The following is a 15,206-nucleotide window of genomic DNA, read 5'->3' as shown; positions in this document are numbered from 1 at the left end:
TTGATTACAATGCTCGGGCGATGCAGAACGGCGCGGTGCAAGGATCCGTTTCGTGCGATCGGCCACGATATTTCTGGCCGGAAGGGGGCGATTTTTGTCACTGTAATCCGGTCATTAATGAATCTAAGGATCACCCCCATGAAGAAAATCGGATTCCTTTCTTTCGGCCACTGGACGCCTTCGCCACAGTCGGGCACCCGTTCGGCTGCGGATGCGTTGCTGCAATCCATCGACCTTGCCGTGGCGGCAGAAGAACTGGGGGCGGATGGGGCCTATTTCCGCGTGCACCACTTTGCCCGCCAGCTCGCCTCGCCATTCCCGTTGTTGGCCGCCATCGGTGCCAAAACCCAGCGTATCGAGATCGGCACCGGCGTGATCGACATGCGTTATGAAAATCCGCTTTATATGGTCGAAGACGCCTGCGCCGCTGACCTGATTTCCGGCGGGCGGTTACAGCTCGGCATCAGTCGCGGTTCTCCCGAACAGGTGATTGATGGCTGGCGTTATTTTGGCTATACGCCAGCCGAAGGCGAGACCGAAGCGGATATGGCGCGTCGCCACACCGACGTTCTGCTGGAAGCGTTGCGTGGCGAAGGCTTCGCTGAACCTAACCCGCAACCGATGTTCCCGAACCCACCGGGCTTGCTGCGGGTGGAACCTTTCTCCGCCGGCTTGCGCGAACGCATCTGGTGGGGCGCCAGCTCGGACGCCACGGCGGTTTGGGCGGCGAAGCTGGGGATGAACCTGCAAAGCTCGACGCTGAAAAACGACGAAACCGGCGAGCCGTTCCACGTGCAGCAGGCCAAGCAGATCCGCGCTTATCGAGATGCCTGGAAGGCCGCGGGCCATGCGCGTGAGCCACGCGTATCGGTCAGCCGCAGCATCTTTGCACTGATGAACCAGCAGGATCGCAGTTATTTCGGCAATAGCGGGCAGGACAGCGATCAGGTGGGATATATCGATCAGCAGACCCGTGCCATCTTCGGCCGCAGCTACGCGGCCGAGCCGGAGTTGTTGATCAAGCAACTGGCGCAGGACGAAGCCATTGCCGAAGCCGACACCTTGCTGCTGACCGTGCCCAACCAGCTGGGCGTTGACTACAACGCCCATGTGATTGAGTCGATCCTGACCCATGTCGCCCCGGCGCTGGGCTGGCGCTGATCGGCGGAGAACGCTTCTCAAACCGGGAAGCGTTCTTGACTTATTTTGTCGAATTTGTATTTTAAGGACATGCACACATTTCTGATTATCGTCCCCGAAGGGGGCATGCTGTTTGAATCGGCGGGGATCGCCGACATCCTGATGCAAGCCAACCGCTTGAGGCCGGATGACGCGCCGCTCTACCAGATGGCGATCGTCACCACCCAGTCGCACCGGGTGGTGCATGGCTCTTCCGGCTTGAATTTGTTGGCCGATCATCGGCTGGCGGATCTTGATCCGGAAGTGGAGCGCGACACCATCATCGTAACCGGCAAAGGGGCGACCGAGGAAGAAAGTGCTTTTGTGGTGGATTGGCTGCGCCGCGCGGCCCCCCAAGCGCGAAGAGTGGCGTCGGTTTGCGGCGGGGCGATGTTACTCGCCGAAGCCGGTTTGCTGGATGGACGTCGGGCCACCACCCATTGGCGACTGCTGGAGACCCTGCAATCGCGCTTCCCTAAAGTGAAGGTCGAAAATGGGCCAATCTACATGCAGGACGGCTCTGTCTGGACTTCCGGCGGCGTCAGCTCCGGGTTCGATCTCACGTTGGCGCTGGTGGAAGACGATTACGGCTTCGTGCAGGCCCGTGAAGTGGCGCAAGATCTGGTGATGTTTCTTCGTCGGCCCGGCGGGCAGGCGCAGTTCAGCCGTTACCCTTTGAATCAGGCCAAAACGCCGGGGCCGATCCGCGATCTGCAGAGTTGGATCCTGGAAAACCTGGCCGAAGATCTCTCCGTTGAGAAATTGGCCGAGCGGGTCGCCATGAGTCCGCGCAACTTTACGCGGGTGTTCACCCGCGAGACCGGTATCTCGCCTGCTAAATTTGTCGAAGAAGGGCGTTTGCATACCGCCAGGCAGCGTCTGGAACAGAGTTCGGAAGGCATCGAACAAATCGCCACCAGCAGCGGTTTCGGCAATGCGCTCAATCTGCGCCGCGTTTTCGAACGGCATTTGCAGCTCACCCCCACGGAATACCGCGAGCGTTTCCATTCGCGCATTTTGGCGTAAATTGATCTGTAAACGTCATTTACGTCATGACCTCTCCGGCATAAATTGGCAGCAGAGCCAAAAATGAAGGAGGAAATCATGGTCAAAGTAGGCATTAATGGATTCGGCAGAATCGGCAGGAATGTTTTGCGTGCTGCGTTAGGTCGCAGTGACTTTGAAGTTGTGGCGATCAACGATTTGACCGACAGCAAAACGCTGGCGCATCTGCTGAAATACGATTCGCTTTCAGGTCGGTTGGCGGCCAGCGTTGAGGCCAGTGAAAATCAGCTGCTGCTGGACGGCAGGCCGATTCATGTGTTCTCCGAAAGAGATCCTGGCGCCATTCCGTGGAAAAGCGTGGGCGTCGAGGTGGTGATCGAAGCGACCGGATTCTTCGCCGACAAAGCCAAGGCGCAAGTGCACATCACCCAAGGTGGCGCTAAACGCGTCATTATCTCCGCGCCGGCAAAAGACGACGATATCACCATAGTGATGGGGGTTAACCAGGATCAGTACGATCCGGCCAGGCACCGCGTGGTCAGCAACGGCAGTTGCACCACCAACGGCTTGGCGCCCGCCGCGCAGGTGCTGCATCAGGCCTTTGGGATTGAATACGGCCTGATGAACACCACCCACGCTTACACCAACAGCCAGGCGCTGCACGATCAGCCGGAGAAAGATTTACGCGGCGCCCGTGCCGCTGCGGAGTCGATTGTGCCTTACTCCAGTGGCGCAGCCAAAGCGCTCGGCAAGGTGATCCCGGAACTGGATGGCCGTCTGACCGGTTATTCGCTACGGGTACCGGTACCGGTGGTGTCTATCGTCGATTTAACGGTTACGCTGAAACGCGAAGTGACGGTTGAAGAGATCAACGCCGCTTTCCGCCAGGCTGCCGAATCCGGCCCTCTCAAGGATATTCTTGGCTACAGCGATGAGCCTTTGGTGTCGAGCGATTATAAAGGCGATCCGCGTTCGTCGATTATTGATGGGCTTTCCACGCTGGTTATCGGTGGCAAGTTAGTCAAGGTGCTTGCCTGGTACGACAACGAGTGGGGGTTCTCTAACCGCCTGATCGACCTGGCGGTGCTGATGGAAAAACGCGGGCTGTAGATTTTAAGAGTAGGGGCGCTGTATGCTGCGCCCAATAGCATCATCAATGGATTAAATCGGGTCGAACATGTTCGACCCTTCCCATCACAATTGCGCGATACGCATTAATTCTGCTTTGGCCCCTGGCGCGACCGCCAGCACCGGCCCGCCGCGCAACAAATATTCCCCTTCGGTATTGAACGGGTGGGTCCAGCCACCGGCCTCGTTGACCAGGCAATAACCCGCCAGACAATCCCAGGCGTGCATATAAGGTTCGTAATAGCCCACCAGTCGCCCAGCGGCGACCCATGCCAACATCATGGCGCCGGAACCGTTGCGGAAGAAACTGCCGCCCACGGCGGTGATTGCGGCGGCAATTTCGCCCACGCGTTCCGGTTTAACATAGCTGTTGGCACCAAAACCGGTGACGTGGTTTTGCAGGGTGCGTTGCGGATCGACTCGCAGCGTTTTGCCGTTGAGGGTCGCGCCTGCACCACGAGCGGCCTTGAAACACTCCTGCTGGCAGGGGGCAAAAATCACGCCAATGACTGGCTCGCCCTGATGAATGACGGCAACGGACACGCACCAGTTTGGCATGCCATTAACGAAAGGGCTGGTGCCGTCGATCGGATCCACCACCCAGGTGTAGCCGGAATCGCCGGGTTGAAGTCCAAACTCCTCGCCCAAAAAACCGTCCTGCGGGAATTGACGGGCAATTTGCTCGCGGATCAGCAGTTCAACCTCGCGGTCGGCAATTGACACCACGTCCTGCGCGTCGCGTTTGGTTTCAATCACCAGGCTTTCGCGACGGTTAAAGTAGTCCAGCGCTTTGGCACCGGCTTCGCGTGCCGCCTGTTCTGCCAGCGTCAGGCGCTGGGAAATCTGTTCATTCATCTTCATTCCTTAACGTTGTCAGGATCACTGGGCAATCAGTGCCAGACCCTGAGTTTTGAAGTCAATGGCCACGCGGGTGGTCGGCGTCAGTTGGCGTTCCATCTGCACGTCGACAATAAACAGCGCGCCGAGATCGGTTTTTACTTCATATTCGATATGGTCACCAAGCCAGGTGCTGTGGGTCACTTCACCGTTCAATGCGCCGCTTTGTTCCGGCAGCAGGGTGATGAACTGCGGACGTACCGAAAGCTGCGCAGCGCCGGGGCGTGCTGTAGCCCCAGGAACCCGGTACTGGCGGCTGCCGAGGGTGATCAACGCTTCGCCGCCGGCCACTTGCTCAACGTCGCAGGGCAGGATATTGGCCTCGCCCATAAAGTCGGCGATAAACACCGAGGCCGGCGAGTGGTAAAGCTCCTGCGGTGCACCCTGCTGGGCAATATGCCCTTCTTTCATGACGATAATCTTATCGGAGACCGCCAGGGCCTCTTCCTGATCGTGGGTGACGTACACCGCCGTAAAGCCGAGGCGCTGCTGCAAATCGCGGATCTCGGTGCGGACACGGCGACGTAACCGCTCGTCAAGGTTGGATAAAGGTTCGTCGAGCAGCAGCACCTGCGGTTCCAATACCAACGCCCGTGCCACGGCAATGCGCTGCTGCTGGCCACCGGAGAGTTCGGCGGGCAGGCGTTGGCCCATGCTTTCCAGCCCGACCAATTTCAGCCCTTCGCGTGCCCGATCCTGCGCCTCTTTGCGTGACAGCCCGCTGGCGAGCAGGCCGTACATCACGTTGTCCAGCGCGTTCATGTGCGGGAACAGCGCGTAGGATTGGAATACCATTGCGACGTCGCGCTCATTGGCGGGCAGGTGCGTGACCTCCTTGCCGCCAATCAGAATGCGGCCTGAGGTCGGGTGCTCCAGGCCGGCCAACAGGCGCAGAGTGGTGGTTTTGCCGCAGCCGGAAGGGCCAAGCAGCGTCACCAGCGTGCCGGGTTCGACGGTGAGAGAAAGCCCGGGCAGGGCGGTGAAATCGGCAAACTGTTTGGTGACGTTCTCAAACACCACCGAGCCTGAACGAATGGCAGTCATACGGCATTCTCCTGATGTAAGGCCGATGGTGGCGCCACCGGCGGAGTATCAATACGGATGGCGCGGCGCAGGCGGCGTTCGCCCACCAGCAACTGGAAGGTGAGGATCACCGCCAGCATCACCACGATAAGCACCGAGGAGTAGGCGATAGCCACGCCGTATTCCCCGTTTTCGACCAGCCCGACGATGTAAGAGGTGGCCATGTTGTACTGGGCGCTGACCAGGAAAATCACCGCGCTGATGGAGGTAATGGCCCGGACGAAGGCGTAAACCAGCGCGGCGCTGATGGCCGGTTTCAACAGCGGCAGGATCACTTTGCGCAGGGTGCGGAAACTGCCGGCACCCAGTGTCAGCGAGGCTTCATCCAGGCTGCGATCCAATTGGCTCATGGCGGCAATGCCGCCCCGTACGCCGACCGGCATATTACGGAACACGAAGCAGGCGACCAGGATCAGGGCGGTACCGGTGATTTCCAGCGGCGGCAGGTTGTACGCCATGATGTAACTGACGCCGATCACCGTGCCGGGAATGGCAAAGCTGAGCATCAACATAAACTCGAAGGTCTGGCGGCCGGCAAACTTCTGCCGCACGATCAACCAGGCGGTGAGCAAGCCGACGATGGCCGTGAGCGGCGCGGCGATCAGCGCGATTTCCAGCGTGGTCCAGAACGAATTCCAGGCGACACCGGTCCAGACTATCTGGCTGCTGTTCCAGTGGAAACCGAAGGCGCGGGCGTAATGGCCCAGCGTCAGGCTGCTGTCGAGTCCCCATGACTGCACGAAGCCGCCGATCAGGATCATGCCGTAGATGACCAGCGTGAACAGGCCCCAGGGGATCACCAACGCGTATACGCCGTAGCGTAATCCGCGCGGCAGCCCGCAGTGGGTACCGGAATCCCCTTTGCCGGTAACGGTGGCGAAGCTTTTCCCCGCCAGCCACAGGCGTTGCAAAATAAAGGCGCTGAGGGTAAAGCACAGCAGGATGATCGCCAGCACGGCGGCGCGGCTCGGATCGTTTTGCGCACCCACCACCGAGAAGAAGATTTCGGTCGACAGCACGCCGTGGCTGCCGCCCAACACCATGGGGTTACCGAAGTCGGCCATGCTTTCGATAAAGCTAATCAGGAAGGCATTCGCCAACCCGGGGGCCATCAGCGGCAGGGACACGTAACGGAAGGTGCGCCAGCGGTTAGCCCGCAGCGTTTGCGAGGCTTCCTCCAATGAAGGGCTGACGCCTTCCACCACGCCTATCAACACCAGGAAAGCAATCGGGGTGAAGGAGAGCACCTGAGCAATCCAGATGCCGGTCAGGCCATAAAGCCAACGGCCGGGTTCGATGCCAAACAGGCTGGCGAGCAGTTCGGTAACCACCCCGGCGCGGCCAAACAGCAGCATCAGCGCCAGGCCAATCACGAACGGTGGGGTAATGATCGGCAGCACCGTCAGCATGCGCAGCCCTTTCTTGAATGGCAGCGGCGTGCGCGTGGCAGCCAGGGCAAAAGCCAGACCGAGCAGCGTGGATCCGCTGGCGGTCATCAGCGCCAGCGTCAGAGTCCGCCAGGCGGTACCGCAGCTGCCGCCCTTCAGGCAGCCCAGGCTCCAAATCGCCGGGTCCTGCATATTGGCGATCAGGCTGTCCGGCTTGAACGAACCGTCCACGTCCTGCACCGAGGCGACAAACATGCTCAGTACTGGGTAAAGCACGAAGGTGGTGACCAGTGCGACCAGCAGCACAATGGCGGCCACCACAAAAGCGTCGCCCTTCAGCACGCCGCGTTCAGCAAGCGCGAAAGAGAACAGCAGCAAAAATGTGGTGATCAGCAAAATGGCACCGGCGCCAAAGGCCGGCTGACCGTCGCTGAGCGTGCCAAACAGCTGCTCGCTCCACTGCCAGTTCCAGCCGCTGTAGCCGATGGCATGGCCTTCAAACAGCAGAAAGACCACGCCGACGAGGCTGGCAGCGATCAGCAATTGCGAGCGTAAACGACCTATTTGCAGCAGGCGGGCCAGTGCACAAATCAGCAGCATCAGCAGGGCAATCGTCAGCCACGGGCGCTGAAAGGTCAGTATTTGCCACAGCGCGGGGGCGCTCGCCTGATCCTGCCACAGGGTACTTAGCCAACCAAAGTCGAAGAACCCGGCTTCCAGGCTGTACCAGGGCAATAACAGCAATGCCAGTGCGCCCAGCACGAGGGCCCCGTCAAGGCGGCGGTTTTGAGCATTCATCTTAACCTCGAGAGTTCATATGTCCTTCACCGCGCCCGGCACGGACGAGCGTTACCTCGCCCGGTTTATTGCAGAGCGCATAACATGCGGGAGGGAAGGGCTGTGAATTATTGGGCGCTGGCGCCGATCTCTTTATCCCAACGGCTGAGCAGGGCTTTGCGTTTTTCTGTCGCACCGTAGGTTTTAAAGTCGTAATCGATCAGTTTGATGTTTTCGAAGCGCGGTGCGTATTCGGAAATCGCCGCGTTGCGATTTGACGGCAACTGGAAGGATTTGGCGTCTTTCATGTGCGATTGGGCGTCGGCACTGAGCGCCCAGTCGTACCACACCTTGGCCTCCTTGAGGTTGCGGGCGCCTTTCACGATCGACATGGAGCCAATTTCAAACCCGGTGCCTTCGCAGGGGGCAACGGCTTTGATCGGGAAGCCATCCACCTGCATTGCGACGGCATCGTGCATGAAGACGATACCGACGGTGGTTTCGCCGCGCGCCGCCGCTTTCACCGGTGCAGAGCCGGATTTGGTGTACTGCGAGATATTGGCGTTGAGCTTTTTCAGGTAGTCGAAGGCCGGTTCTTCCCCCATGATTTGCACCAGCGTGGCAAGGGTGTTGTAGGCGGTGCCGGAGGAGTTCGGGTTGGCCATTTGGATTTCACCTTTGTAGGCCGGATCCAGCAGATCGCTCCAGCAGGCGGGCACCTTGAGTTTTTTCTCCGCCAGCAGCTTGGTGTTGTATCCCCAGCCCAGTGCCCCGGCGTAGACGCCGACGGTACGGTAGCCGGCGCTTTCAGCCTGTTTGCGCGCCCAGTCGTGCTGCTGGTCGAGCAGCGGTGACTTGTAAGGCTGGGTTAATCCCTCGTCGGCGGCCTGCATATGCGGATCGCCGGTGCCTGCCCACCACATATCGGTGCGCGGGTTGCGGGCTTCGGTACGAATACGTGCATAGGCTTCCCCGGCGGAGAGGCGCACCATACTGACTTTGATATCCGGGTGCTGTTTCTCGAACAGATTGGTCATTTGCTCGCAGACCACGACATCGGCGGAGCAGATCATATTCAGTTTCCCGGCTGCATGAGCAGGCAGGGCAGAGAGTGCGGTGCCGGCGGCGAGGACCGCCATCAGAGTAACGCGTTGCATGGTGTTCTCCTTGGTTGTGTAGGGTGGCGATACGTTGTCGCCTATTTTTTTTGCACGTGTGTGCAAATAACTAGAGGATAAAAATTGTGCTGTCAATCGCGTGGTGAAACAATTCAACCTACTCGTCACAAAAATGAAACAAATTGACCACTAAAAATTTGCACAGCTTTGCAAAATGCGGCAAACTTTTCCCAGAACGCGTAACGGATGGGTGTGAAGATGGCGATGGACAAGGCGATGATCAGTGCGAAAGACGTGGCGCTATTGGCCGGGGTTTCCCGTTCGGCGGTCTCGCGGACCTATACGCCCGGCGCCAGCGTGTCGGCGGCAACCCGCGAAAGGGTGATGCGGGCGGCGGAGGAGCTGGGTTATCACGTTAACCATCTGGCGCGGGGACTGGTGCGCAACCGCAGTGGCATCGTCTGCCTGATCGTTTCGGAACTGGCAACGCCCTATCGGGCCAGCCTGGTGCGGTTGCTGACCCAGCATCTGCAGGATGCGGGGAAAATCGCCATGTTGATTAACACCGATCGCTCCGATGACAGCGTGTCCCAGGCATTGCAGCAGGCGATTAACTTTCGCGCGGATGCCTCGTTTGTGCTTTCCGGCATGCCGGACAGCGGCATTGCTCGCCTGTGTCACAAACACGGCCAGCGGCTGGTGCTGATCAACCGTAACGATACCTTGCCCGGCTCGCTCAGCATCAGGCTGGATAACGAAGAAGCGGCCGGCCGGGTGGTGATGGCGTTTGCCCGTGCTGGCTGCCAACGCATCGCTTTCGCCAACTCTCTGGCCGGAACGCCAAGCCTGATGGCGCGCGAACGCGGTTTTCTCCAGGCGGCGGAAACGGCGGGGCTGCAGGTGAGCGTCGAACGCTTTGGCACCACCTCTTATGAGAGCGGCCAGATCCTGGCGCACCGTCTGTTGACCCGGCGCGAACGGCCTGATGCGGTATTCTGCGTCACCGATTTGCTGGCCTGTGGCTTTATGGACGAGGCGCGCCATCGCTTTGGGCTGCGTATTCCGCAAGATCTCTGCGTGGCGGGCTACGACGATATTCCGCAGGCGGCCTGGTCTTCTTACAACCTCACCACCTTTACCCAGCCGGTGGCGTTGTTTGCGCAGGACGCGGTTGCGTGGTTGATGGCGCAAGAGCAGAAGGAGGAGAACATGATGCCGGCGCTGGGGCAGGAGATACCGGGCGAAACCCGCTTGTACCATGCCGATTTTGTCTGGCGCGAGACCATTCGCGGCGCCTGAGTTCGGCGTGGCGGGCCAACTGCCGGAAAGCAAAAAGCCCGCTCAAGTTTCCTCAAACGGGCATAACTTTTCAGTTTATCGGCCCCAAGGGCCGTTATTTATCGCCTTGATGAGCGGATACAAAAAAAGCAGACTCCTTATGAACTTGCCTCACAATCAAACGAGTTGTTCTGTGCCAACGCTTTGAACCACAGGGCATTACGTTTTATCTGTCGTTCTCCCGTGGTGAGGTCGAGACGATAAAAGCCATAGCGACGTTTAAAAGAGTTAGTCCATGACCAGTTATCAATAAACGTCCATTGATGTAATCCGAAGCAGTTGGCGCCATCGCTAATCGCACGATGCAATTCAACAAGATGCTCTTTCATGAGATTGATTCTGAAGCTATCGTCAATAATACCGTCTGGCTGAACGGGCCCTTCGGAATCGATATCCATAGCGATGCCAATTTCTGCTAAATACCATTTTATATTGCCGTAGTTATCACGGATATTCGCCGCAATATCGTAAATGGCCTGCGGAAGGATCTCGTTATTGTCACGGTAGGGGTTAAAACGTCCATCCGGGTCGATATAGTCTTCGAAATAGAATTCCGGGGTGAAATAATCGAGTTTGTATTCGGCTTCGCGGGCCTTGACCCGGCGAGGTACGTAGTAATTTACCCCGAGAAAATCTATTCGAGAGTCCGTAATCAGGGCTACATCAGATTTGGTGACTTCAGGTAAACAGTCATGGGTGATTAATAACTCACACAATTCTTTCGGAAACTGGTGTTTAACCAGCGGGTCAAGGAAGCTTCGGTTAAACAGTAAATCAGCATGCCACGCGGCTGTGGCATCTTCCTTTGAATCGCTACGTGTGTAGGTGGGGGTCAGATTTAATACTACGCCAATCTCACCGGGCAGGGCTAACTCACGGTAGTATTTTACCGCTTTGGCATGGGCCAGCATGATGTTGAACCCCACCTGGGCGGCAAGCTTTCCATCCTTTTTACAAGGGTAGTGGAAGTCATAAAGATATCCCCCCTCCACTGGCACAATGGGTTCGTTGAAGGTGATCCAGTATTTTACTTTATGGCCAAAAAGCTCGAAGGCCGTTTTGGCAAAAAGCGCAAAAAGATCGGTCACATGGGTTGATTCGAATCCGCCATATTGATTTTGCAGAGATTCAGGCATATCGAAATGATAGAGGTTGATCATCGGTTCTATGCCATGAGCGATCATTTCGTCAAGATAATCATGATAAAAACGTACCGCTTCTGCGTTGGGTTTGCCCGTTTCAAAATCTTCAATCAGCCGTGACCACTGAATAGAGGTGCGGAATGAGTTAAAGCCGATGTGCTTCATCAGCGCAACGTCTTCTTTGTACTTGTGCAGCGTTTCGCATACTTTTTCCGGGCCAATGCCCTGGAAAAAACGCTCGGGGTGGTTGGCGTGCCAGCTATCCCAAATTGAGCGATTTAATTTGTTATCTGTACCCTCTGTTTGTGGGCCGGATGCTGCCGCACCCCATAAAAAATTTTCCGGAAACTTGTACGTCGTCATATAACCTCCTCAATGTTTCAGGTGTCGGTAGCACCATAAGAAAAGCTGCGCCGGTAAGGACGCAGCAAAAGCGCTACTCTGCGGTAATCTGGATAGATTTGATGAAAATATATCCCCAGTCGCCTGAGAATTTCCCGAAGTTAATGGTGTTTTCCCCCTGCTTTAATTGCACAGGAAGGGTCAGTTGCTGACCTTTGTCATCGGTTTGTGGGAACTCGATTTGCAGGGGCTTTTCGTTGTTAATTTGTACCGAGTTTTTTTTGCTGCCCCATTTGGCATTGAAGTTGAGATGCAGCCGATATTCTCCCTCCCAGGGGACCTCTACATTCCAGTTCACTTTGTCACCTTCATTGACGAAAGGACCGAGGAAGCCATCGTCACCCATTGCCAACTGATTTTCAGCACTCTTGGTCAGGGTCACTTTGCCAAGCTTTAATGGCAGCGGTTTACTGTCGAATGTGCAGAAGTCATCGGGTAGGGGGCCGGTGGCCTTCGTTACGATGACATCTATGGTTTTGCGGCTTTTCAGCAGCGTATCATCAGCGGTAAAAGTCAGCGGGTACTTCCCGGGTTTAGGGAACCACACGCGGGTGGACGGTTTTTCGGCATCGCAGAAATTTGCCTGGTTAGCGCCGGTGCTGGACCATTTAACGCTGACGTTACGGCCTGGAAGATTGTCATCCTGCCATTTCGCATCAAGGCGAAGACCCTGGTTTTGCGGGGTGGATGCGCTGGGGGCCAGGTCAATGACCGGAGCCTGGTTTTCCTGGCTGTGGATGACGCTAATAACGTTTGATGGTGCCGATGTACCCGATTCGTTCTTGGCAATAACGCGATAATAATAAGTTTTGCCAAGTTTGAGCGCAGAGTAATCGTCGCGGAATAAATCCATTTTGGCAGGGTTCCATTCCTGAACGCCGTCAGAAATGTCCTTACCAACGACGGCCCACGGCCCATCTTTTGACTCGGCACGTTCAACATCGTAACTGCGGCCTACGGCAGCACCCATCCAGTTGATTGTAAAAGGGGATTTCGCTTCGCGTAGTTTTGGTGCATCCGGGGCAGGAAGCGCCGGTACTTTATCAAGTCCAGCCAACTGTGCTGAGGCATGGCGAACCAGATTGACAACATCCATCTCCTGGTTCGCTTTACCTTCCACAGGGAAGCCCGGCAAGTGGTAACTGTAGTGACCGGTAAACTCTTTGTGCCAGTAGAAGCCACCCTCATGGCGATGGCCACGGAAGCCCCAGATAAAACCACCGGCAGCTTTCGCCCCATTCACCTCGGTATGAACGATCGATTGCAGGATTTCATTAAGGCTTTTGCTATCCAGCAATCCGAATTCGCCCACCAGATAAACTTTCTTGCCGCCAATAGCTTGCAAGTCTTTCTTCACCTGGTCAGGGTGGTTATTTCCGGCATTGCTGTAGTAATGGTTGCTGACAATATCAACGTTAGGATCCACTAATGAAAAAGCATTAATTTTCTTGTAAGTGCCATCGACCACCAGTTGATGTGGGGCCCAGTGCTTTATCCACGCAGCGGTTTCTTTCAGGAAGGTCGCATTAGTGTCTTCCAGTTCATTACCTGTTTCCCATGCCATGATAGCTTTTTCGTCGTAATAAGGTCGGCCCGTAATGGTGTTAGTGCGGGTAATCACCTGACGAATGACGTCCTGATAGGCTTTATATGTTTTGCTGTCGGTATGATAAAAATCTTCGGGTTTCTCATGGTAGAAAGCGGCTAACTGCTCGCGTCCACCCCACCACCACCATTGGTCGATAAAGGGCAGAATCAATCTCAGGCCCTGTTTATCGGCTTCGGCAATCATATTGTCGTAAACCGTCATCGCTTTTTCATTCAGCGTGGGCATACCACCGGGGGTTGTTGGGGCCAGAATATGGGTTTCACGCTCGCATTCCTTATCATTTTCTTGCTGTACGGACAGAACATAAACGCGCTGCGCTTGGGCGCCCGTCTGGACGATCGCTTTGATCCAGTTTTCCTGTTCTTCAGCCGTTGGCCACGCAAAGAACTGGCCCCAACCACGAGGATCGGCTTTACAAACCCCACGAGCATCATTCTCAATTCGGTGTAATTCAGGGGCATGAATACCGGCAAAGCGGAATTCCTTGTCGCCGTCCATTAATTGAGCGCCCTGACGGGTAATATAATTCTCAAAGTGAGACGGCTTCGCGGCCATAGCGCCGGCGCTTGCGAGCGCCGACAGCAAGGACAAGAACAGGGCTTTTCTGATCGGTGATTTCATCGTAGCTCTCCTCAGAACCAGACTTCGGCTTGAACGCCAAAGTTCAACGTATCGGTTCCGCCACTTCGGCTATAACCACCGGCATCAATGGTATTTGTGCTCCAGTTGTAATTTCCGTCCAGAGCATCGGATACACCCTTATCCCATTTTGCATAGGTCACGAAAAAACGAAGTTGTGGGCGACTCCAATAGCCGGAATCAAAAGTGAGCGTTGGGGCGACGGTGATTTTGGTTAAACCTCCTTTCCCTTTGCCATGAACCCCTTCGTAGTTTTTGTCATCCAGATACTCGTATCCCACCTCATACTGCATGGCGAAGTTTTTGGTAATTTGTTGGTATGGGCGAATGCCTGCAACCCAACTGGTACGTCCCCAGCCTTCGTCGTCACTGCTCCACCAACGGTAATTTTTGTCTTGCTGGTAATAGGCAAATGTTGAAACTTCCCAACCGTTACCCAGTGAAGCGACACCATCCAGAATGACCCGCCAGGATTGTGTATCGTCCAGGTTTGCCCAACCCCAGCCATTTTTACCCAGGGAATCGCCTGCAGCCAAACCGCGACCGTACTGGACAACGAATTTGGAATAGCCGCCGGACAGGCCGTAGAAACCGTCAAAGTTGTACACACCGGTCAAGCCGTAACCTTTTTCTGCCGCCCCAATGTGGTTTTCGTTGTTATTCATATGATGACCAATCACTTCCAGGTCGACAGGCGAACCGCCAATTTTCTTGAACCACAGATTGAGGGAATAGTCGTCCGGATAACCCTGGTCGCCCTTATCAACCGGAAAAGCCTTGGTTTCATCCGTAGGTGAGAAGGCATAGATACCGGCATCAAATTTTGCAAAGCCCAGATCCAGGTTGTCGAAACCGCCGCCGGTACCGTTGTACTGAATATATTCCCAGTCGAACTGGTGACTGGAAGTATTGGAACTGCTGTAACGTTTGCCCGCCCAGAATGCTACGTCCGGGGCAAAGTCGAGATTGGTAAGTTCGGCATAGCCTTCGCGAAATTGCACGGATTTGCCGTCATCATCAAGGCAGTTCCAGTCGGAAGTACATTTACTTTGGTGGGTGATGTTGGCCTGAATTTTTGCCACCACACCTGAGTCGGATTTCAACCTAACCTGGGGGATCAGCTCAATCTTGGTGTCTTCTTCGTTCCCCAGGCGGAACTTCCCGTCGGGCATCAGACCGACAGAATCGACACGGTTCCCATCACTGTTGGCAAGGATGCCGGAACGGATATAACCATGCAGTTTGAAATCGTATTGTTCGGCATAGGCCAGGCCGCTGGTGGCAGAACTGATCAGTAGAGACAGAGGTATTAATCGGTTAGAGCGTTTCATATTTTCCCTTTTTCTTTTTTTATGGTGAAAGAGCCTGTGTATGACGCGAAGGGAAATTTACGGATTAAAGTTGGAAATGTACATCCACTTTTGGAGAGCGCTTTCCGTAATTGCTGGGTAACATCACAAATTGATGAGTAATGCGCATAATTACGTGACGACGATCACTA

Annotated in this window: 11 protein-coding genes; 4 read left to right on the top strand and 7 right to left on the bottom strand. The window is 55.9% G+C overall.

Features of this window, described 5'->3' with window-relative positions; translation table 11 throughout:
- Window positions 1-138: 138 nt before the first annotated feature.
- From ACGS9J_RS03630 to gap, 3 genes are all read left to right on the top strand, one after another.
- Window positions 139-1,161, top strand: a complete 1,023-nt coding sequence (locus tag ACGS9J_RS03630) for an LLM class flavin-dependent oxidoreductase (RefSeq protein ID WP_442229704.1) — start codon at window positions 139-141, stop codon at window positions 1,159-1,161.
- A gap of 69 nt (window positions 1,162-1,230) precedes the next feature.
- Window positions 1,231-2,205 (top strand): GlxA family transcriptional regulator, encoded by a 975-nt coding sequence (locus ACGS9J_RS03625; RefSeq protein ID WP_442229703.1) that lies wholly within the window; start codon window positions 1,231-1,233, stop codon window positions 2,203-2,205.
- A gap of 78 nt (window positions 2,206-2,283) precedes the next feature.
- Window positions 2,284-3,294: a type I glyceraldehyde-3-phosphate dehydrogenase gene (gene gap / locus ACGS9J_RS03620; protein ID WP_442229702.1), complete on the top strand. Its 1,011-nt coding sequence runs from the start codon at window positions 2,284-2,286 to the stop codon at window positions 3,292-3,294.
- A gap of 84 nt (window positions 3,295-3,378) precedes the next feature.
- Here gap and ACGS9J_RS03615 read toward each other — a convergent pair whose 3' ends face one another.
- The 4 genes from ACGS9J_RS03615 to ACGS9J_RS03600 all read right to left on the bottom strand — a co-directional run bounded on the left by ACGS9J_RS03615 (window position 3,379) and on the right by ACGS9J_RS03600 (window position 8,614).
- Window positions 3,379-4,167 (bottom strand): inositol monophosphatase family protein, encoded by a 789-nt coding sequence (locus ACGS9J_RS03615; protein WP_442229701.1) that lies wholly within the window; start codon window positions 4,165-4,167, stop codon window positions 3,379-3,381.
- A gap of 24 nt (window positions 4,168-4,191) precedes the next feature.
- Window positions 4,192-5,253 (bottom strand): ABC transporter ATP-binding protein, encoded by a 1,062-nt coding sequence (locus ACGS9J_RS03610; RefSeq protein ID WP_442229700.1) that lies wholly within the window; start codon window positions 5,251-5,253, stop codon window positions 4,192-4,194.
- Window positions 5,250-7,478: an ABC transporter permease gene (locus ACGS9J_RS03605; protein WP_442229699.1), complete on the bottom strand. Its 2,229-nt coding sequence runs from the start codon at window positions 7,476-7,478 to the stop codon at window positions 5,250-5,252. The genes ACGS9J_RS03610 and ACGS9J_RS03605 overlap by 4 nt, the downstream gene beginning before the upstream one ends.
- Window positions 7,479-7,585: 107 nt before the next feature.
- Window positions 7,586-8,614 carry an ABC transporter substrate-binding protein gene (locus ACGS9J_RS03600; protein ID WP_442229698.1) on the bottom strand — a complete coding sequence of 343 codons (1,029 nt, stop codon included), beginning with the start codon at window positions 8,612-8,614 and terminating at the stop codon, window positions 7,586-7,588.
- A 207-nt stretch (window positions 8,615-8,821) separates the two neighbouring features.
- Between ACGS9J_RS03600 and ACGS9J_RS03595 the strand changes: the two genes are divergently transcribed.
- Window positions 8,822-9,874, top strand: a complete 1,053-nt coding sequence (locus tag ACGS9J_RS03595) for a LacI family DNA-binding transcriptional regulator (protein WP_442229697.1) — start codon at window positions 8,822-8,824, stop codon at window positions 9,872-9,874.
- Window positions 9,875-10,011: 137 nt separating this feature from the next.
- Here ACGS9J_RS03595 and ACGS9J_RS03590 read toward each other — a convergent pair whose 3' ends face one another.
- The 3 genes from ACGS9J_RS03590 to ACGS9J_RS03580 all read right to left on the bottom strand — a co-directional run bounded on the left by ACGS9J_RS03590 (window position 10,012) and on the right by ACGS9J_RS03580 (window position 15,036).
- The gene (locus ACGS9J_RS03590) at window positions 10,012-11,418 is read right to left on the bottom strand and encodes a glycoside hydrolase family 1 protein (RefSeq protein WP_442229696.1); all 1,407 of its coding nucleotides are present in this window, start codon (window positions 11,416-11,418) and stop codon (window positions 10,012-10,014) included.
- Between the two features lie 73 nt (window positions 11,419-11,491).
- Window positions 11,492-13,687: a CBM35 domain-containing protein gene (locus ACGS9J_RS03585; protein WP_442229695.1), complete on the bottom strand. Its 2,196-nt coding sequence runs from the start codon at window positions 13,685-13,687 to the stop codon at window positions 11,492-11,494.
- 11 nt (window positions 13,688-13,698) lie between these two features.
- Window positions 13,699-15,036, bottom strand: coding sequence for a maltoporin (locus ACGS9J_RS03580; protein WP_442229694.1), 1,338 nt, complete (start codon window positions 15,034-15,036; stop codon window positions 13,699-13,701).
- Between the last annotated feature and the right edge of the window lie 170 nt (window positions 15,037-15,206).

The sequence above is a fragment of the Serratia quinivorans genome (assembly GCF_052113645.1).
Taxonomy (GTDB): Bacteria; Pseudomonadota; Gammaproteobacteria; order Enterobacterales; family Enterobacteriaceae; genus Serratia; species Serratia quinivorans_B.
This window is presented reverse-complemented; position numbering and strand designations above follow the sequence as displayed.

Coding starts and splice junctions, on each gene's coding strand:
- ACGS9J_RS03610 (WP_442229700.1), bottom strand. CDS start 5,253: ATGACTGCCATTCGTTCAGGCTCGGTGGTGTTTGAGAACGTCACCAAA.
- ACGS9J_RS03605 (WP_442229699.1), bottom strand. CDS start 7,478: ATGAATGCTCAAAACCGCCGCCTTGACGGGGCCCTCGTGCTGGGCGCA.
- gap (WP_442229702.1), top strand. CDS start 2,284: ATGGTCAAAGTAGGCATTAATGGATTCGGCAGAATCGGCAGGAATGTT.
- ACGS9J_RS03590 (WP_442229696.1), bottom strand. CDS start 11,418: ATGACGACGTACAAGTTTCCGGAAAATTTTTTATGGGGTGCGGCAGCA.
- ACGS9J_RS03630 (WP_442229704.1), top strand. CDS start 139: ATGAAGAAAATCGGATTCCTTTCTTTCGGCCACTGGACGCCTTCGCCA.
- ACGS9J_RS03615 (WP_442229701.1), bottom strand. CDS start 4,167: ATGAATGAACAGATTTCCCAGCGCCTGACGCTGGCAGAACAGGCGGCA.
- ACGS9J_RS03595 (WP_442229697.1), top strand. CDS start 8,822: ATGGGTGTGAAGATGGCGATGGACAAGGCGATGATCAGTGCGAAAGAC.
- ACGS9J_RS03625 (WP_442229703.1), top strand. CDS start 1,231: ATGCACACATTTCTGATTATCGTCCCCGAAGGGGGCATGCTGTTTGAA.
- ACGS9J_RS03580 (WP_442229694.1), bottom strand. CDS start 15,036: ATGAAACGCTCTAACCGATTAATACCTCTGTCTCTACTGATCAGTTCT.
- ACGS9J_RS03585 (WP_442229695.1), bottom strand. CDS start 13,687: ATGAAATCACCGATCAGAAAAGCCCTGTTCTTGTCCTTGCTGTCGGCG.
- ACGS9J_RS03600 (WP_442229698.1), bottom strand. CDS start 8,614: ATGCAACGCGTTACTCTGATGGCGGTCCTCGCCGCCGGCACCGCACTC.